Origin of the sequence: Pseudomonas sp. C27(2019) (genome assembly GCF_008807395.1) — a bacterium.
Lineage (GTDB): Bacteria > Pseudomonadota > Gammaproteobacteria > Pseudomonadales > Pseudomonadaceae > Denitrificimonas.
The window spans coordinates 1,568,700-1,588,634 of record NZ_CP043320.1 but is presented as its reverse complement, the minus strand read 5'-3'; the positions used below and the strand labels follow the sequence as shown (position 1 = coordinate 1,588,634).

The window sequence follows — 19,935 nt, the reverse complement described above, 5'->3', positions numbered from 1 at the left end:
AGAGTATGGCCTGCAACGCACAAGAGCATGAGGTGCGCTGCAGGTAAGGAGAAGCAGTTAAACCGTGCGCGAGAATTCGCCACGTTGTTTAACGCCTAAATAGGCATCAAATGCCATCGCAACACTGCGCATCATCAAGTTACCTTGATCTAGCAGCACAATGGCTTCATCGCTGATAGTCACTAAGCCATCTTCAACCTGTTCTTGCAGCATGCTCAGGGCATCAGCAAAATATTCGTTAAAGTTAATCGCATGTTGCTGCTCGATCGCGGCAATATCAATGCGGTTATGGCACATTAACTCGCTGATTACGTCGCGGCGTAAACGGTCATCTGCATTCAACTGATAGCCGCGGTGTAGCGGTAACTCACCTTTGTTCAAATACGCATAATATTGCGACAGCTCTTTTACGTTTTGGCTGTAGGTGTCACCGATTTTACCGATAGAAGAAACACCCAGCCCGATCAGGTCGCAGTCAGCATGGGTTGAGTAGCCTTGGAAATTGCGCTGCAGCGTATCATTGATGCGCGCTTTCGCCAGTTCATCTTCTGGCAGGGCAAAGTGATCCATACCGATATACACATAGCCGGCGCTGCACAGTTTGCGAATGGTCAGTTCGAGCAACTCGAGCTTACGCTCTGGCGGTGGCATATCTTCAGGACGAATCAGACGCTGGGCACGTACCAGTTTAGGCAGATGAGCATAGCTGTACGCGGCAATGCGGTCAGGACGCATTGCAATGATTTTATCCAGCGTGGTGGTAAAACTTTCAACCGTTTGTAGTGGTAGGCCGTAAATTAAATCAACGCTGATCGAGCGGAACTCTGCCGTCCGCGCTGCATCCATAAGCACTTGAACTTGCTCATCGCTTTGAATGCGGTTGACGGCTTGTTGTACCTTAGGGTCAAAGTCTTGCACGCCAAAGCTAACGCGATTAAAACCAAGGTCACGCAGCTGCTTGACTTGCTCAGGTGTGATGGTACGCGGGTCGATTTCTAAAGAAAACTGCCGCTGCTCACTCATGTCCAAGTTAAATGCGCTGTGCAATGTATCCATTAAATCAGTCAGTTGTTCTTGAGTTAAATAGGTGGGTGTGCCACCACCAAGGTGCAACTGAGTTACGCTACGCTTTTTGTCAAACAAGCTGGCCTGTAGGTGGATTTCTTTCTTTAAATACTCTAGGTATTCCACTGCACGGCTGGTTTTTTGCGTGATAATCTTATTGCATGCGCAGTAATAGCAAAGGCTCTGACAAAAAGGTATATGGATATAAATCGATAAGGACTTAGGGTTCGCTTGTGTGTTACTGATTTCAGCTGCTTGGCAGTAATTATCAGTAGCGAACGCCGTATGAAATTGTGGCGCTGTGGGGTATGAAGTGTATCGTGGACCTGGGCGGTCGTATTTTTCCACAAGTGCTCGATTAAAGCTTGGCATTTGCTCCATTGGCCAGACCCCTATTTATAGACGAATTAAGATCAATTTTGCTGATCGTTAGTTAATGGCGCTAGACTACCCTAACTGCGCTGACTTGCGGCAAAAGACCTACAAGATCTTGATTTAGGGCAATTTTCACGACTGGGCGAAATAATAAGTAGCCATGCAAAGATTATTTATGAAAAACAAACGTATCAAGTGGAGCCTGGTTGGTTTAATTCTGTTGCTAAGCGGGTGTCACAGCTTGCCCAGTTTAGAGGGGCGCACGCAGTCGGCTGCCTATACAAAAGAGCAGGTAGCAGACACCTATTTTGCTAAAGCGTTAGCTCCACTTGAGGCCAAGCATGGTATCAAAAAAAGTGGGATTTTTCCGCTAATAGAAGCCGATGAGGCGTTTGCGGCACGCATGATGCTGGCCAAGCATGCGCAGCGCAGCTTAGATGTTCAATATTATATCTGGCGACGTGATATGACGGGCACCATGCTCTTTGAGGCGCTGCATGAAGCGGCTGATCGTGGTGTGCGCGTGCGTTTGTTGCTTGATGATAATAATACCAATGGTTCCGACCCTATTTTGGCTGGTCTAAATAAGCATGAAAGCATTGAAGTGCGCTTGTTTAACCCTTTTATGCTGCGTAAACCACGCTGGTGGGGGTTCCTAACTGATTTTGATCGCCTAAACAGACGTATGCATAACAAGTCATTCACCGCGGATAATTCGCTAACCATTATTGGTGGGCGCAACATTGGTGATGAGTATTTTGGTGCTACTGACGATGTCTTGTTTGCTGATTTGGATATCTTAAGCGTGGGAGCTGCGGTGCGAGATGTCTCCCATGATTTTGATAAATACTGGCACAGTGCATCCTCTTATCCGCTGGAGCGCGTTGTTACTAGCAGCAACGCAATGACCTTAGACGAGTTGCGCCAGCAATCAGAACGAATTGCGGCCAGTGCTGACGCGCAGCAATATGTTGAATCGCTGCGTGAGTCTGACTTTATTCGACAAATTGAGCAGCGCAACATTGATTTTGAGTGGCTCAAAGTGCGCATGGTCAGCGATGATCCGCGCAAGGGTCTGGGTAATGCTGAAAAAGAATCGCTGATGATTCAGCAGTTTCAGGACATTATAGGGAACCCCAAAGTCGATGTTGAGTTGGTTTCTCCCTACTTTGTACCAACCGAGGCGGGTGTTGACGCTTTTGCGTGGTTGGTGCGTAAAGGTGTTGAGGTAAAAGTGCTGACCAATTCATTGTCAGCCACTGACGTGACAGCTGTGCATGGCGGCTATGCTAAGCGCCGCAAAGCCTTGCTAGAGTCGGGCGTGATCTTGTATGAGATGCAGCGTCATCCAGCACAAGTTAAGCTCGCGAAGCGAAAAAAACGCTTTAGGAGCCTCTGAATAACTCCCCACTTTTTGCGATAATAGCCGCATCGACCTTTTTTTTGCCCAGTGAGCCGAATCATGAGCCAACTGACCTTTGCCGAAGCAGAGTACCAGAACAAAAAGCGTAAGACGCGTCGTGAGATTTTCTTGGAAAAAATGGATGCCATTATTCCTTGGAAGCGCTTGGAGAATCGCGCCGCTAAGCATTACCCAAAAGGTGAAATGGGGCGTCCCCCTTATCCGCTCAGTGTGATGCTGCGTGTGCATTGCTTGCAGTTGTTCTACAACCTTAGCGATCCTGCTCTGGAAGATTCGCTGTATGAAATTGAATCAATACGCCGCTTTGCAGGATTGCGTTTGTCAGACAATATTCCTGATGAAACAACGATTTTAAACTTCCGTCACTTCCTTGAAAAGCATGGGCTGGGCAAGCTATTTCTGAAGGAAATTAACAAGCACTTGCAGCATCAAGGCTTGCTGTTTCGCGAAGGCACCATTGTGGATGCCAGCATTATTTCCGCACCGAGCTCAACGAAAAATCAAAGCCGCAAGCGCGACCCAGAAATGCATTCCAGCAAGAAAGGCAACCAATGGCACTTTGGCATGAAGATGCATATCGGCGTGGATGATGTCACAGGTATGATTCATAGCGTGGAAAGTACGGCTGCCAATGTGCACGACGTAACCATGACTGCAAGCCTTCTACATGGCGAAGAAAAGCGTGTATTTGGTGATGCTGGATACCTAGGTGTTGAAAAACGCAGGGAAAACAAAGAGCGCAAAAATCTTGCCTGGCTGATCAGTGCTCGAATCAGTAAGCGTAAAACCATGACCGAAAATGAGCAGGAAATTGAAAAAATGAAAGCCAAGCTACGCGCTAAAGTTGAGCATCCGTTTCGCTACATCAAGTGCGTATTTGGCTATAACAAAGTCCGTTACAAAGGGCTTGATAAAAACCATAACCGTTTATGCCTGCTAGCAGGACTAACGAACCTCATGATCAGCAGAAAATACTTGCTGGCTTAGGGTTAGTGCGCCCTTAATCCGCCAAAACGGCGAATTAAGGGCTAAAAGAGGTGGTTTTACCTCGAAAACGGCCTTTTTTAGCTGTTTTTTTGAGTTTTCGAGTCATTTTCTGAAAAGCTCAATAATAAGCTGAGATTTTCAGAGGCTCCTTTATGGGCAGTTCTGGGTCAAGTTTGCATGCAAAAACCTTCTCAGTAGATCGCCAACATGTTTTTATCGGTTCTTTTAATTTTGATCCACGTTCGGCGAATTTAAATACTGAATTAGGCTTTGTGATTGATAGCCCACGTTTGGCACGACGTATTAATCAGGCGTTTTATGATGACATCCCTGCGCATGCATACCAGGTTAAATTAACCGAGACGGGTCGAATGTATTGGACTGAGCAACGCGCTGAAGGTGTGCATACTTATACCTCAGAACCCAACAGCAGTGTCTGGCGCAGGATCGCTGCGCGCCTGTATTCTTGGCTGCCAATTGAAGGATTGTTGTAAAACTGCAAATTCTCTGCCGGATTGGATGGATATTTCTGTTCGACACCTCTAGAATGCATGCCCTTGATTCTAGGGTCGGTAATGTCTGGCCACGTCTATTCAACGAGGAATAACCATGCAAGTTTCCGTAGAAAACACTTCCGCCCTTGAGCGTAAAATGACCATTGGCGTTCCTGCTGAGCGCATTGAAAATGAAGTGAATAAGCGTCTTCAGCAAACAGCTAAGCGTGCCAAAGTATCAGGTTTTAGACCTGGTAAGGTGCCAATGAGCATCATTCGTCAGCGCTATGAAGCTGACGCACGTCAAGACGTTCTAGGCGATATGATTCAATCAACCTTTTATGAAGCAGTCGTTGCAGAAAAACTTAATCCGGTCGGACAGCCTGCGATTGAGCCGCAAGTATTTGAGAAAGACAAAGGTCTTGAGTACATTGCAACATTTGAAGTGTTTCCTGAATTTGAAGTGCAAGGTTTAGACAGTATTGAAATAGAGCGTCAGACCGCTGAAGTTGCTGAGTCTGATATTGACAACATGCTAGAAATATTGCGCAAGCAAAATACCCGTTTCACTGCGGTAGAGCGCGCAGCTGCACTTGATGACCAAGTGACCATCAGTTTTGTTGGTAGCATTGATGGTGAAGTTTTTGCTGGCGGCACGGCTGACAACGTACCGTTGGTGCTGGGTTCAGGTCGTATGATTCCAGGCTTTGAAGACGCTTTGCTTGGCTGCACTGCTGGCGAAACTAAAGTCATCACGCCAACTTTCCCAGAAGATTATCAAAACCTTGACTTGGCCGGTAAGACTGCTGAGTTCTCTGTGATTATTAACGCTGTTGAAGGTCCGGAGTTGCCAGAGTTAAACGAAGAATTCTTCGCGATGTTTGGCAACACTGAAGGCGGTTTAGAAGGTTTCCGCGCTGAAGTTAGCAAAAACATGCAGCGCGAATTGAAGCAAGCCATTAAAGGCAAAGTAAAAAGCCAAGTGATGGACGGTTTGCTCGCCAACAATCAAATTGAAGTGCCTAGCGCGTTGATTTCTAGCGAAATTGATCGTCTGCGCGTACAAGCGGTCCAACAGTTTGGCGGTAACGTTAAGCCTGATCAATTACCAGCAGAGCTGTTCACTGAGCAAGCTAAGCGCCGTGTTGCTTTAGGTTTGATCGTTGCGCAAATGGTTAAGCAGTTTGAAATCAAGGCTGATGATCAGTTGGTACGTAGCACCATTGAAGAAATGGCCGCTGCTTACCAAGAGCCAGAGCAAGTGATTGAGTGGTACTACAAAAATGAGCAGCAACTTGAAGATGTGCGTGCGGTTGTGCTTGAAGAGCAAGTTGTAGATACTGTTTTAGGCAAAGCGAAAGTAACAGATGTTACTGTCTCTTATGAAGAAGCAGTGAAGCCTGCAGCAGCGCCTGAAATAGCTGAAGAAGAAGCTGAAGAAACAAGCGCTGAGTAATTACACTCTGCTGACAGCTATACTGTTAACGGCTCATTAGCCTGTTAATTCACAAGCCAGCCCTAGAGCTGGCTTGTGTGTCTTTATGACGATAAGCAATAATCTGGGAGCTACGGCAGATATGTCACACAATACGTTTATGCAAAACCCGCAAGATATCCACGCTGCTGGCGGCTTAGTGCCGATGGTAGTTGAGCAGTCATCACGCGGTGAGCGCGCCTATGATATTTATTCGCGCCTGTTAAAGGAGCGCATTATTTTCTTGGTCGGCCCTGTCGAAGACTATATGGCGAACCTTGTCGTGGCGCAGTTGTTGTTCTTAGAAGCAGAAAACCCTGATAAAGATATTCACCTGTATATCAACTCGCCAGGTGGTTCTGTAACGGCGGGTATGTCGATTTACGACACCATGCAGTTTATCAAACCCGATGTGTCGACCATGTGTATTGGTCAAGCGGCTAGCATGGGAGCACTATTATTGGCGGGTGGCGCGCCTGGTAAGCGTTTTTGTTTACCACATTCGCGTATGATGATTCACCAGCCGTTGGGTGGTTTTCAAGGGCAAGCCTCTGACTTTGAAATTCATGCGCGCGAAATTCTAACCATCCGCGATCGCTTGAACAAAATTTTGGCCGACCACACAGGACAACCAATTGATGTGGTTGCCAAAGATACCGATCGTGATAATTTTATGAGCGGTGACGAAGCAGTTAAATACGGCTTGATTGATCATGTGGCGACTAAGCGAGATATGCCTGTTTAATCAATCTTCAGTAGTGCTGTATGTGTTTTATGTAGGTGCATGGGTTGAAAAAGCCGACTGAAGGCTTCATCTTGTACTCATAGCCTACCAAACTGGAAATAACGAATGACTGATAAGCGTAGTGGCGAGGACAAAAGCAAATTGCTGTATTGCTCCTTCTGTGGCAAAAGCCAACATGAAGTGCGCAAGCTGATTGCTGGCCCCTCGGTTTTTATCTGTGACGAATGCGTCGACTTATGCAATGACATTATCCGTGAGGAAGTGGAAGAGCTTGAGTCTGATAGCGCAGCACATAAACTGCCTTCTCCAAAGGAAATCAGCGGTATTCTTGATCAGTATGTGATTGGTCAAGAGCGCGCAAAAAAAGTATTAGCTGTAGCGGTGTATAACCACTATAAGCGCTTAAATAATCGTGACAAAAAAGACAATATTGAGTTGGGTAAAAGTAATATATTGCTGATTGGTCCAACCGGATCGGGTAAAACGTTACTCGCGGAAACCTTAGCACGCCTACTCAATGTGCCTTTTACAATTGCAGATGCAACCACGCTGACCGAAGCCGGTTATGTGGGCGAAGATGTTGAAAACATCATCCAGAAGCTGTTGCAAAAATGTGATTATGATGTTGAGAAAGCACAGATGGGCATCGTCTATATCGATGAAATCGATAAGATTACCCGCAAGTCTGATAATCCATCGATTACTCGTGATGTCTCGGGTGAAGGTGTGCAGCAAGCATTATTGAAGCTGATTGAAGGCACTGTTGCCTCGATTCCGCCGCAAGGTGGGCGCAAACATCCGCAGCAAGAGTTTTTGCAGGTTGATACTAAAAATATCCTGTTTATTTGCGGTGGTGCCTTTGCTGGCTTAGAGAAAGTCATTCAAAATCGCTCGAAAAAAGGCGGAATTGGGTTTTCTGCGCAAGTGCACAGTAAAGACGAAGAAAAGAAAATCGGTGAGGCGTTACGTGATGTTGAGCCTGATGATCTCGTAAAGTTTGGCTTGATTCCTGAGTTCGTTGGTCGCTTGCCGGTCATCGCGACCCTTGAAGAGCTGGATGAAGATGCATTGGTACAAATTCTGACAGAACCGAAAAATGCGCTAACAAAGCAATATAGCAAGTTGTTCGATATGGAAGATGTTGAGCTGGAGTTTCGCCCCGATGCACTCAAGGCAGTAGCCAAGCATGCCTTGTTACGCAAGACAGGCGCGCGTGGTTTACGCTCGATTTTAGAGGGTGTTCTGCTTGATACCATGTACGATATACCATCAGAAACCAACGTCGCTAAAGTCGTTATTGATGAGAGTGTTATTAACGGCACGTCTCAACCTATTTTGATTTACCAGCAGGACACACCAGCAAAAGCAGCGCCTGATGCTTAATGGTGTTTAGTGTTTTACATAAGGGCCTGCGGGCCCTTTTGTATTTAATAAGACTCGCCTTGTAATTGTTGTGATGCATCCCCATCTTTAATCTCAGGCTTAGCCACTTTATTTACGGCCTGCGTGCTGAATGAGAGAGAAAACAATGAAGACAATCATCGAATTGCCGTTATTGCCATTGCGAGATGTTGTAGTGTATCCGCATATGGTTATTCCCCTATTTGTAGGGCGTGAAAAATCCATTGCCGCGCTTGAAGCCGCTATGCAAGGCGACAAAAAAATCCTGTTGATTGCGCAACGCAGCCCAGCTGATAACGATCCAGGGATTGAAGCCTTATACGAAACCGGTACTGTTGCCACAATTTTGCAGTTACTGAAACTGCCTGATGGCACAGTCAAAGTGCTCGCTGAAGGTGAGCAGCGCGGTAGAATTGTTGAACAAGCAAGCGACGCTGATGAACCCTATTTAAGTGCGCGCGTGCAAGTACAAGAAGCCGAAGAAACCAGTGTTGCCGAAAATGAAGTATTACTGCGCACTCTATTTGAGCAGTTTGAATACTTTGTTCAGCAAAGCAAAAAGGTGCCTGCTGAAGCATTGACAGCACTGGGCGATATTGATGAAGTAGGGCACTTATCAGACGCTATCGCTGCGCAAATGACACTCAAGCTCGAGCAGAAACAAGCAGTGCTCAACGATTGGAAAATTACAGATCGAGTTGAGTTGTTGCTGGGTGTTTTAGATACTGAATTAGAGCTACTTAACATAGAAAAGCGCATTCGTGGCCGAGTTAAGAAACAAATGGAGCGCAGCCAACGCGAGTATTTTTTGAATGAGCAAATGAAAGCCATTCAAAAAGAATTGGGTGAAGGTGAAGACGGCGTCAATGAAGCCGATGCGTTAAAAAAGCGCATTGATGAGTCTGGCATGCCTAAAGAAGCCTTAGAAAAAGCTCACATGGAACTGAAAAAACTTCAGCAGATGTCACCGATGTCAGCTGAAGCAACAGTGGTGCGTACTTACCTTGATTGGATGCTCAGCACACCATGGAAAGCGAAAAGTAAAGTGCGCACTGACCTTGCGCGCGCCGAAGAAGTCCTTGAAGCTGATCATTTTGGCCTTGAAGAGGTTAAAGAGCGCATCCTAGAGTATCTTGCAGTACAAAAGCGGGTGAAAAAGCTTAAGGGCCCTATTCTATGTTTAGTGGGGCCGCCAGGCGTGGGTAAAACTTCGCTGGCGGAGTCAATCGCGCGTTCAGTTAACCGTAAATACATCCGTATGGCCTTGGGTGGTGTGCGCGATGAAGCAGAGATCCGTGGTCACCGCCGCACCTATATTGGTGCAATGCCGGGTCGCGTGATTCAGCGTTTAAGCAAGGTTGGTGTGCGTAACCCATTATTCTTGCTCGATGAAGTCGACAAAATGGGTTCAGATATGCGCGGTGATCCAGCGTCTGCTCTGTTGGAAGTGCTTGATCCTGAGCAAAATCACAGCTTTAACGATCATTATCTAGAGGTCGATTACGATTTATCTGATGTGATGTTTATCTGTACAGCGAACTCATTGAATATTCCAGGGCCATTATTGGATCGGATGGAAGTGATTCGCTTACCGGGTTACACCGAAGATGAAAAGCTCAATATCGCGCGCAAGTACTTGGTTAGTAAGCAACTGAAGGCCAATGGTTTAAAAGATGCTGAACTAATCTTTGAAGAGGCTGCACTGCTCAATATCGTTCGTTATTACACACGTGAAGCAGGTGTGCGTGGGCTAGAGCGACAAATTGCTAAAGTGTGTCGCAAAATCGTTAAAGAACAGTCAGCCAAGAAAACCATTCGCATCACTGTGCGCGCGCAAGATTTAGAGCATTACCTTGGTGTGCAGAAGTTTACCTATGGTATCGCAGAGTTAGACGACCAAATCGGTCAAGTGACTGGATTGGCATGGACACAAGTAGGTGGCGAACTGCTAACCATTGAGTCTGCGGTTATTCCCGGTAAAGGCCAGATGATTAAAACCGGATCACTCGGTGAAGTCATGGTAGAGTCAATGACTGCAGCATTAACGGTTGTGCGTAGTCGCGCGCAACAGCTCGGCATCGCTCCTAACTTCTACGAGAAGAACGATGTGCATTTACATATGCCAGAGGGGGCGACCCCTAAAGATGGCCCTAGCGCCGGTATAGGCATGTGTACGGCGTTGATTTCAGCGCTGACCAAGGTGCCAGTGCGTGCTGATGTAGCGATGACAGGTGAGATTACTCTGCGTGGACAGGTGCTAGCAATTGGTGGTTTAAAAGAGAAATTGTTGGCAGCGCACCGCGGTGGAATTAAAACAGTTATCATCCCAGATGAAAATGTGCGTGACTTGAAAGAAATACCAGCTAATATAAAGGCCGATTTAGACATCAAGCCAGTAAAATGGATTGACGAAGTGCTGCAAATTGCGTTGCAATACATGCCGGAACCTTTGTCTGATGTCGCATCTGAGCTGTTGATGAAGGATGAATCGCGCGATACTGAGGTCAATGATCGTCTCAGTACACACTAAAAACAGTTACGGTTGACATGCTTTTTGGCACCTTGTTATAAATCAGGGTGTCGGTGTCATATAGATTGCATAATAGTGCTCAATTGCTTGCAGAAAAATTGCAATCATATTTTTTAGAAAACCTAAGGGGACTTACGAGTGAACAAGTCAGAGTTGATTGATAAAGTTGCTGCTTCGGCAGATATTCCTAAAGCCGTTGCAGGACGTGCATTAGACGCCGTTATTGAAAGCATCACGGGTGCACTGCAAGAAGGTGATTCCGTCGTATTGGTTGGTTTTGGTACATTTTCTGTCAAGGATCGCGCTGCACGCACAGGTCGCAATCCACAAACAGGTAATCCAATTGAAATCGCAGCAGCAAAAATTCCTGGCTTTAAAGCAGGTAAAGCTCTTAAAGACGCTGTTAACAACTAAGTGCTTAGCGCTCATCAGCTGTTAGTTTGATGAGTGCGGTGCGTATCAATAGAGTCTTGCTGGTTGAAAGGCAAAACAGTTGTACGCACCACTAAATGCTAAGGCGCATCATTGGGTGCGCCTTTATTTTGTAAGACAGCCCATAATGCACAGCTATTTTCAATGGCTCCACTGGGGGATGCATGCTGCAGAATATTCGAGATAACTCCACGGGGTGGATCTCTAAAACAATTATTGGTTTGATTGTGGTGTTGCTATCGTTTACCGGTTTTGAAGCAATTTTAAGCTCAACCAGTAACACTAATAATGCTGCTAAAGTGAATGGCGAAGACATTACTCTTAATGAGCTTGCCGAGGCGAAAAATCTTCAGCGCCGACAGCTGCTGCAGCAACTGGGTGAGGATTTTGATGCCAACCTTATTGATGATGCGTTGCTTACAGAGGCAGCGCTTAACGGTTTGATTGCGCGTAAGTTATTAGTACAGGCCGCTGACCAAGCTGACATTGTCTTTTCGGATGCGGCAGTTGATCAGTTTATTTTGTTGGCCCCTGAGTTTCAGGTTGATGGCCGATTTAATGCAGACCGTTTTGACCAAGTGATTCGGCAAATGGGCTACAGCCGCATGCAGTTTAGGCAGATGATTGCGCAAGAGATGCGCACCGGCCAATTGCGCACAGGTGTTGCTGGCAGTGCCTTTGTCACTGAGCAAGAAGCACAAGCATTTGCTCAGCTTGAGCGTCAAACGCGTGACTTTTCAATGTACAGCATTGCGCCAGACTTAGATCAGGTGGCTGTTCCATCTGAAGAGCTTGAGGCGTACTACAATGAGCACACAACTGAGTTTATGACGCCTGAACAAGTTGTTGTGAGTTATATCGAGCTAAAAAAAGAAGCTTTTTTTGATCAAGTTGAAGTCGATGAGCAGCAGCTTAAAGAACTCTACGAAGCAGAAATAGCTAACCTGTCTGAGCAACGTCGCGCCGCGCATATTTTGATTGAAGTCAGTGATGAGGTCAGTGATGAGCAAGCTCTACTGCAGGCTGAACAAGCTATCGAGCGCTTAGCTGCCGGTGAAGACTTTGCGGTTTTAGCACAAGAGCTATCTGGTGATATTGGCTCTGCACAACAAGGTGGTGATCTTGGTTTTGCTGCGCCGGGCGTTTATGAGCCTGAGTTTGAAGAAGCGTTGTATGCTCTGGAAAAAGAGCAGGTATCGCAACCGGTGCGTACCGCTTACGGCTGGCACGTGATCAAGCTGATGGATGTTAGAGTGGCTGATATTCCAAGTTTTGCTAGCCTTGAAGAAAAGCTAACACAGCGCTTAAAAGCACAGCAGGTTGAGCAGCGATTTGTTGAGGCGGTCAAGGATTTAGAAAGTGTGGCCTATGAATCAGCAGATCTACAACAGCCGGCTAGTGAGTTGAATTTAGAAATTAAAGTCAGTGAACCATTTGGCCGTGATGGCGCAGAAGGTCTGTTCTCTAATCGCTATGTACTTGAAGCAGCCTTTAGCACTGAAGTGCTTGAAGAGGGTGCTAACAGTATGGCGATTGAGCTTGATCCAGACACGACAATCGTGCTTCGTGTCAAAGAGCACCATCGCCCAGAGCCTATTGAATTTGCTGATGTGCGTGAGCAGATTCAGGCGCAGTTAATTGCCCAGCGTGCTATTGAACACGCTAAAAGCCGAGGCGAGGCGCTGTTAGCCAGCTTGCAACAAGGTAAGGCTGAAAACGACATTGACTGGCGAACTGTTGAGGCCGCTACGCGCGATCTAAGCAGTGTTGACCCAGAAGTGTTGCAAGCTTTATTTAAGATGCCAAAACCTGAGGCTGACGCCCCACAGTTTGCTGGATTGAGCTTAGGCAGTGGTGATTATGTGTTATTGCAGTTAACCGGTGTCAATGATGCCGCCGAGCCGCTGGCTAGCGAAGAGCTTGCTCAGTACAAGCAGGTCTTAGCCTCGCGAGCAGGTCAGGTTGATTTTAATGCGCTGATGCAACAACTTGAGATGGATGCAAAAATAGAGCGTTACTAAACGCATCGCTTACACAAAATGGCTTATGCAGTGCCTACTCAGTTGGGTACTGCATAAGCCACTGATAGATCCTGATTTTATTATCTAGCGGCATCAGTCCGTTAAGCCTCATTTGTACAGCTTTCTTATTGCGCTACTCCATGCGTTCTGCATATTCACGGATAAGCGCAACTGTGCCATAAAAAAGCCCCCACGATTGCCAGAGCAACACGTGAGGGCTTTAGTTAAAGCGCATGTTGTAGCGCGGGATTAGCGTATGACGTGCAAGAAATGCATGTGCTGTTCGTACTGATCAAGAATGTCCTCAATGACTTCGTCGCGTGACCAACCCATGATGTCGTAGTCTTGCCCACCTTCGAGTAAATGCACTTCGGCACGGAAGTATTTACGCTTTTCCCGTTCCTCGACTTCTTCAGCCTCGTCACCTGTTTCTTCTGGCGTCATAAAATCAGGACGGATATATGCGCTCGGCTCTACTTTATAAACAAAGTTCACCTCAACATTATGCTGCACTTCGATTTTGCAGCGCTTATCTTCGAGGATAACGACTTCAGCGCTATAGCCCTGCTTGCGTATCTCTTCTGCCACTTCCTCGAATGCAGGCATCACCACTTCATCAATAAAGCGGTTCACGTGCGAGCGGCGTGGGAACATCATCATACTGCGCAAGCGGCGTTGCCAGCCTCCAGGCTTGAGCTGTTGGCGCGAATAATGAATTACGCTTTGCTGCTTGAGTATGCGTTTTGTCGAGTCAAAATGCAGTGCTTTAAATAAGCCCCAAATAGCCGTCAGTAGAATCAGCGAGAAGGGCAGTGCACTAGCAATAGAGGCTGTTTGTAGCGCAGCTAAGCCACCACTGACCAGCAGCGTGATAGCAACGATACCCGTGGATGAGGCCCAAAAGATACGCTGCCATAGGGGTGTATCTGTTTTGCCACCGGAGGCCAGCATATCAATCACTAAGGAGCCCGAGTCGGCAGAGGTGACGAAGAACAGGATCACCATACACACGGCAACCAACGATAGCAGTGTGGAAAAGGGGAAGTGCTCTAAGAAAGCAAACAGCGCTAACGAGCTGTCAGCACTGACCGTCTCAGCCAAACTGGTGATGCCCTCCTGCAAAATCATATGGATCGAAGTATTACCAAACACAGTCATCCATAGAAAGGTGAAGCCTGTAGGCACCAGTAAAATTCCAGTGACAAACTCACGGATGGTGCGGCCACGAGAAATACGGGCAATAAAGATACCGACCGCAGGTGACCAAGCAATCCACCAGCCCCAATAGAGTATGGTCCAGCCGCCGAGCCAGTCGGTTGGCTGATAGGCATAGAGGTTAAAAGTTTTGCTAATAATCTCGGAGAAATAGCCACCAGTATTTTCTACAAGGCTCTGCAATAACAATACTGTTGGTCCGAGAAACAGGACCAGACCTAACAAAACCACAGCTAATATCAAGTTGGCTTCTGATAGACGCTTGATGCCTTTATCCAAACCTGTGGCCACTGAAAGCGTTGCCAAAGCGGTGATAGTGACAATTAGAATCACCTGGATACCGGTACCAATAGGTAACTCAAACAGATAATTAAAACCACCATTAATTTGTAAAACGCCATAGCCCAATGACGTGGCAATACCGAGAATGGTGCTGATCACTGCGAAAATATCGACAGCATGACCAATTGGCCCGTAAATCCGCTCACCAATTAACGGATACAGTGCTGAGCGTAATGTCAGTGGTAAACCGTGGCGATAAGAGAAAAATGCGAGTATCAATGCCACCATCGCGTAAATGGCCCAGGCATGTAAGCCCCAGTGGAAGAAGGTGATCTTCATGGCATCTTTAGCGGCAGCGATGGTGTTAGCGTCGCCTATCGGCGGGGCAACAAAATGCATCACAGGCTCTGCGACACCGAAGAACATCAAACCAATACCCATACCGGCAGAAAACAGCATGGCAAACCATGAGCCGTTTTTGTAGTCGGGTTTACTGTGGTCTGGGCCGAGTTTGATATCTCCGTAACGGGAGACTGCGAGATAGACAGTTGATAAAAGAATAATGGCAACAGTAAGAACGTAAAACCAGCTTAGGTGGTCTACGATCCAGCTCTGTATCTGGCTGAATTGCTGTTGTGCAGTATCGGGAAAAATACTTGCGAATAAAACTAAAGCAGTGATGATGAAGGCAGACGTATAAAAAACGGGTGGATTTATAGAACTGCCCGACGAGTCGGTATGTCCACGTAAGATCCTTAATGGCATAAGCACATAGTTATAGAGAGCCTCATTCTAACTGAGTCACTATTAAAAGTATCAATACAGGGCAAGTTAGCTGCGAAAATGATGCTTTAAGTCATGGATGTGCTCGTAATAAAAAACCCCCAACGCTGCGAGTCAACGAATGGGGGTACGCTATGATTTTAGCGGTGTCAGCGAAGGGCATTAATCTTCTTCGATATTGCCCATTGCTGTGGTGTTGAAACCACCATCAACATACATGATTTCACCGCTGATACCTGAAGCTAAATCTGAGCATAAAAATGCCCCAGCATTACCCACTTCTTCAATGGTTACATTGCGGCGCAACGGCGTTTGCTTTTCATTGGCAGCCAGCATTTTACGGAAGCTCTTAATGCCAGATGCGGCCAAGGTGCGAATTGGCCCAGCGGAAACTGCGTTGACTCGTGTACCTTCAGCGCCTAGGCTACCGGCTAAGTAACGCACACCCGCTTCTAGGCTGGCTTTAGCCATACCCATCACGTTGTAGTTTGGCATGGTGCGCTCTGCGCCAAGGTAGGTCAGGGTCAGCAAGCTACCGTTACGCCCTTGCATCATGCTGCGACCTGCTTTAGCTAAGGCAATAAAGCTGTAAGCACTGATATCATGAGCAATTTTGAAACCGTCACGGGTGGTCACTTCAGTAAAGTCACCATCGAGTTGATCGCCAGGGGCAAAGCCCACTGAGTGCACGATGCAGTCTAAACCGTCCCATTTTTTTGATAGCTCAACGAATACATTTTCGATATCTTCGTCGTTGGCCACATCGCATGGAAAGCACAGGTCAGCTGATGAACCCCAGCTTTCGGCAAAACCTTCGACACGCTTTTGTAGCTTTTCATTTTGGTAGGTGAATGCCAATTCTGCGCCTTCACGGTGCATGGCTGCTGCGATACCTGAAGCGATCGACAATTTGCTGGCCACGCCAACGATTAAAACGCGCTTACCGGTCATAAAACCCATGGTCTTTCCTCTTTTTGAGTCAATTAATACTGTCACAATTGAGCAGGGTTGTTTATAAAAGCCGCTGCTAGCAACTGCTGTGTGTAGTTGTGTTGCGGTGCTGCAAAAATGCGTTCAGCAGCACCTTGTTCAATCACGTGCCCTTGGCGCATCACCAGTAATTGGTGGCTGAGGGCTTTGACCACAGCCAAATCATGGCTGATAAACACATAGGTCAAATTGTATTTAAGCTGCAAGTTGCGTAGCAGCTCTACCACTTGGCGTTGTACAGTGCGATCCAATGCCGAAGTGGGTTCATCCAGCACGATTAATTTAGGCTTAAGCACTAAGGCGCGTGCAATCGCAATGCGCTGACGTTGCCCCCCTGAAAACTCATGGGGATAACGGTGCCGTGTCTCTGGATCAAGGTCCACTTCACGTAACGCAGCGATAATCGCTTGTTCTTGTTCCTGCGCATTACCCATCTTGTGAATGTGTAAGCCTTCGCCAATTATATCTGAGACGCTCATTCGCGGGCTTAGGCTACCAAAAGGGTCCTGAAATACCACTTGAATGTCACGGCGCAGGGGTCGTACTTGCTTTTGCGACAGGCCATCAATGGCGTTACCGGCATACAAAATGCTGCCTTTGCTGTGAATCAGCCGCAAAATGGCCAAGCCAAGGGTTGATTTGCCTGAGCCGCTTTCACCGACCACACCCAGTGTTTGCCCGCGTTGTAGGGCAAAACTAATGCCATCGACCGCTTTGACATGATCAACCGTGCGCTGTAGTACACCTTTTTTGATTGGAAACCACACCCGCAAGTCCTGAGTTTCCAGCAAGATCTCGCTGGCTGTATGCGGCACAGGCGTACCGCTTGGCTCAGCACCGAGTAACTCTTGCGTATAAGGGTGTTGCGGCTGTGTAAAAATCTGCTCGCAAGGTGCTTGCTCAACAATCTTGCCATGTTGCATCACGCAAACGCGGTGTGCGACGCGGCGCACTAAGTTCAAGTCATGGCTGATCAGCAAAATCGCCATACCGAGGCGTTTCTGCAAGTCTTTGAGCAGCTCCAAAATGGTCAGCTGCACGGTGACATCCAGCGCAGTGGTCGGCTCATCAGCAATCAATAGCTCAGGCTCATTGGCCAGCGCCATAGCAATCATCACACGCTGACGTTGACCGCCAGACAGCTCGTGTGGGTAAGAACTCATGCGCTGCGCTGGGTTCTTGATCTCCACTAAGGTCAACAGCTCCAGGGTGCGTGCTGACGCTTGCTTGGCGGACATGCCTTTGTGCAGGATCAAAATCTCATTGATCTGTTTTTCAATGCTGTGCAAAGGGTTTAGCGAGCTCATCGGCTCTTGGAAGATCATGGCAATACGGTCGCCGCGTACTGTACGTAAATACTCCGGTGCTGCACTGAGTAAGTCGTTACCTTTGTAGAGAATCTTACCGCTCGGATGACGGGCCAGCGGGTAGGGCAGTAAACGCAAAATAGAATGCGCGGTGACTGATTTGCCTGAGCCGCTTTCGCCAACCAGTGCCAGGGTTTCACCTTTATTGATAGTAAAACTGATGTGATTGACCGCACGAGTAACAGCTTCACCGCTGATAAACTCAACGGATAAGTCTTCAATACTGAGCAATTGCTCGCTCTTATTTTCTTGGATCGAATGCATCACGGGCAGCCTCACCAATAAATACTAATAAACTTAACATTAACGCCAATACGGTAAAGGCGCTGATACCCAGCCACGGCGCTTGTAAGTTGGATTTACCTTGCGCCACCAACTCACCTAAAGACGGCGATCCAGGTGGCAAACCAAAGCCCAAAAAGTCCAGCGCAGTTAAGGTGCCGATTGCGCCGGTTAAAATAAACGGCAGGAACGTCAGGGTAGACACCATGGCGTTGGGCAGAATATGGCGAAACATAATGGCACTGTTTTGCATGCCCAGCGCGCGTGCGGCACGAACATATTCAAGGTTACGGCCACGTAAAAATTCAGCACGGACCAAATCCACCAAGCTCATCCAAGAAAACAGCAGCATAATACCCAGCAGCCACCAAAAGTTAGGCTGAATAAAACTGGCCATAATGATCAGCAAATATAGGACCGGTAGCCCCGACCAAACCTCTAAAAAGCGCTGGCCGATCAAGTCCACCCAGCCGCCATAAAAGCCTTGCAGTGCACCGACAAATACGCCAATCATCGAGCTGATCAGGGTTAGAGTCAGGGCAAATAATACCGAAATACGAAAGCCGTAAATTACCCGTGCCATCACGTCACGACCTTGATCGTCAGTGCCCAGCCAGTTTTGCAAAGACGGTGGAGCAGGTGCTGGCACTTGCAGGTCGTAATTGATGCTGACGTAACTAAACGGAATCACCGGCCAAAGCATCCAGCCATTTTTTTTCGCAATCAGCTCTTTGATATACGGGCTTTTGTAATTGGCTTGCAGCGGAAACTCGCCACCAAAGGTGGTTTCTGGGTAGCGCTTGAGCACCGGAAAGTACAGCGCGCCGTCATACTGCACCAGCAGTGGTTTATCGTTGGCAATAAACTCGGCGCCCAGCGATAAAATAAATAAGCCAAGGAAAATCCACAAAGAAAACCAGCCGCGTTTGTGCGATTTAAACAGCGCAAAGCGTCTTTGGTTGATGGGTGACAGGGCCATATCAATTGCCCCTGCTGCTGAAGTCGATGCGTGGATCGACCAGAGTGTAGGTGATATCGCCGATCAATTTAACCAGTAACCCCAAAAGCGTAAACAAGAATAAGGTACCAAATACCACAGGATAATCGCGGTTAATCGCCGCCTCAAAGCTGAGCAGACCAAGCCCATCTAACGAGAAGATCACTTCAATCAACAGCGAGCCGGTAAAAAACATACCAATAAAGGCAGCAGGGAAACCGGCAATAATAATCAGCATGGCGTTACGAAACACATGCCCATACAGAACTTTGTTTTCCGCTAAGCCTTTGGCGCGTGCGGTGGTCACATACTGCTTATTGATTTCATCTAGAAAGCTGTTTTTGGTAAGCAGGGTGAGAGTAGCAAAGTTACCAATCACCAAGGCCGTGACCGGTAAGGCGAGGTGCCAAAAGTAATCAGCGATTTTACCGAGCAGGCTCAGCTCTTCAAAGTCATTGGAGGTGAGGCCGCGCAGTGGGAACCAGCTTAAATAACTGCCGCCGGCAAACACCACCACCAATAGAATGGCAAACAAGAAAGCGGGAATGGCATAGCCTAAAATAATCGCCGAACTGGTCCACACATCAAATGAGCTGCCATGGCGTACTGCTTTACTGATGCCCAGGGGTATGGAAATCATATACATCAGCAGCGTACTCCAGAGTCCAAGGGAGATGGACACTGGCATTTTTTCAAGAATCAAATCTGTGACTTTGGCGTCGCGGAAAAAGCTGTCACCAAAATCAAAGTGCGCGTAGTTTTTCAGCATAATCCAAAAGCGTTCAACGGCCGGTTTATCAAAGCCGTACATTTTTTCAATTTCTAAGACCAGTTCAGGATCAAGCCCTTGTGCACCACGGTAGTTGCTGGCTGAACTGCTTGATACTTCAGCGCCGCCACCAGAAATACGCCCTGTGGCGCCGCCTGCCGCCGCATCAAAGCCTTCCAGTTTGGCAATCATTTGCTCAACAGGCCCACCAGGTGCAGCCTGAATAATAATAAAGTTGACCACTAATATGCCCAGCAAAGTGGGAATGATCAGCAGTAGCCGCCTAAGAATATACGCCAGCAT

General features: G+C 47.4%; 15 protein-coding genes. 9 read left to right on the top strand and 6 right to left on the bottom strand.

What is annotated here, in order from left to right; all coding sequences use genetic code 11:
- Positions 1-57: 57 nt before the first annotated feature.
- Positions 58-1,446 carry an oxygen-independent coproporphyrinogen III oxidase gene (hemN, locus tag FXF61_RS07160; RefSeq protein WP_151184621.1) on the bottom strand — a complete coding sequence of 463 codons (1,389 nt, stop codon included), beginning with the start codon at positions 1,444-1,446 and terminating at the stop codon, positions 58-60.
- A 169-nt stretch (positions 1,447-1,615) separates the two neighbouring features.
- On the opposite strand from hemN, the gene FXF61_RS07155 reads away from it, so the two are divergent.
- The 9 genes from FXF61_RS07155 (at position 1,616) to FXF61_RS07115 (ending at position 12,947) form a co-directional block, all read left to right on the top strand.
- A complete protein-coding gene (locus FXF61_RS07155) occupies positions 1,616-2,839 on the top strand; it encodes a phospholipase D-like domain-containing protein (protein ID WP_151186032.1) in 1,224 nt (407 codons plus the stop codon).
- A 63-nt stretch (positions 2,840-2,902) separates the two neighbouring features.
- Positions 2,903-3,850 carry an IS5 family transposase gene (locus FXF61_RS07150; RefSeq protein WP_151183349.1) on the top strand — a complete coding sequence of 316 codons (948 nt, stop codon included), beginning with the start codon at positions 2,903-2,905 and terminating at the stop codon, positions 3,848-3,850.
- 152 nt (positions 3,851-4,002) lie between these two features.
- On the top strand, positions 4,003-4,344 hold the full coding sequence (locus tag FXF61_RS07145; RefSeq protein WP_151184620.1) for a phospholipase D-like domain-containing protein: 342 nt from the start codon (positions 4,003-4,005) through the stop codon (positions 4,342-4,344).
- 115 nt (positions 4,345-4,459) lie between these two features.
- Complete coding sequence (gene tig, locus FXF61_RS07140) at positions 4,460-5,800, top strand: trigger factor (protein ID WP_151184619.1); 1,341 nt, start codon at positions 4,460-4,462, stop codon at positions 5,798-5,800.
- Between the two features lie 121 nt (positions 5,801-5,921).
- Entirely contained in the window at positions 5,922-6,563 is a 642-nt protein-coding gene (clpP, locus tag FXF61_RS07135; protein ID WP_151184618.1) for an ATP-dependent Clp endopeptidase proteolytic subunit ClpP, read from the top strand.
- Positions 6,564-6,668: 105 nt separating this feature from the next.
- Positions 6,669-7,946, top strand: a complete 1,278-nt coding sequence (clpX, locus tag FXF61_RS07130; protein ID WP_151184617.1) for an ATP-dependent Clp protease ATP-binding subunit ClpX — start codon at positions 6,669-6,671, stop codon at positions 7,944-7,946.
- 145 nt (positions 7,947-8,091) lie between these two features.
- Positions 8,092-10,494 (top strand): endopeptidase La, encoded by a 2,403-nt coding sequence (gene lon, locus FXF61_RS07125; RefSeq protein ID WP_151184616.1) that lies wholly within the window; start codon positions 8,092-8,094, stop codon positions 10,492-10,494.
- 138 nt (positions 10,495-10,632) lie between these two features.
- Positions 10,633-10,908 carry an HU family DNA-binding protein gene (locus FXF61_RS07120; RefSeq protein ID WP_151184615.1) on the top strand — a complete coding sequence of 92 codons (276 nt, stop codon included), beginning with the start codon at positions 10,633-10,635 and terminating at the stop codon, positions 10,906-10,908.
- A gap of 182 nt (positions 10,909-11,090) precedes the next feature.
- Entirely contained in the window at positions 11,091-12,947 is a 1,857-nt protein-coding gene (locus FXF61_RS07115) for a SurA N-terminal domain-containing protein (RefSeq protein WP_151184614.1), read from the top strand.
- A gap of 249 nt (positions 12,948-13,196) precedes the next feature.
- On the opposite strand, the gene FXF61_RS07110 is transcribed toward FXF61_RS07115, so the two are convergent.
- From FXF61_RS07110 to FXF61_RS07090, 5 genes are all read right to left on the bottom strand, one after another.
- On the bottom strand, positions 13,197-15,209 hold the full coding sequence (locus FXF61_RS07110; protein ID WP_151184613.1) for a choline BCCT transporter BetT: 2,013 nt from the start codon (positions 15,207-15,209) through the stop codon (positions 13,197-13,199).
- A 180-nt stretch (positions 15,210-15,389) separates the two neighbouring features.
- The gene (gene fabI, locus FXF61_RS07105) at positions 15,390-16,187 is read right to left on the bottom strand and encodes an enoyl-ACP reductase FabI (protein ID WP_151184612.1); all 798 of its coding nucleotides are present in this window, start codon (positions 16,185-16,187) and stop codon (positions 15,390-15,392) included.
- 32 nt (positions 16,188-16,219) lie between these two features.
- Complete coding sequence (locus FXF61_RS07100; protein ID WP_151186031.1) at positions 16,220-17,848, bottom strand: ABC transporter ATP-binding protein; 1,629 nt, start codon at positions 17,846-17,848, stop codon at positions 16,220-16,222.
- Entirely contained in the window at positions 17,826-18,845 is a 1,020-nt protein-coding gene (locus FXF61_RS07095) for an ABC transporter permease (protein ID WP_151184611.1), read from the bottom strand. The genes FXF61_RS07100 and FXF61_RS07095 overlap by 23 nt, the downstream gene beginning before the upstream one ends.
- A 1-nt stretch (position 18,846) precedes the next feature.
- Positions 18,847-19,935 carry a microcin C ABC transporter permease YejB gene (locus FXF61_RS07090; protein WP_151184610.1) on the bottom strand — a complete coding sequence of 363 codons (1,089 nt, stop codon included), beginning with the start codon at positions 19,933-19,935 and terminating at the stop codon, positions 18,847-18,849.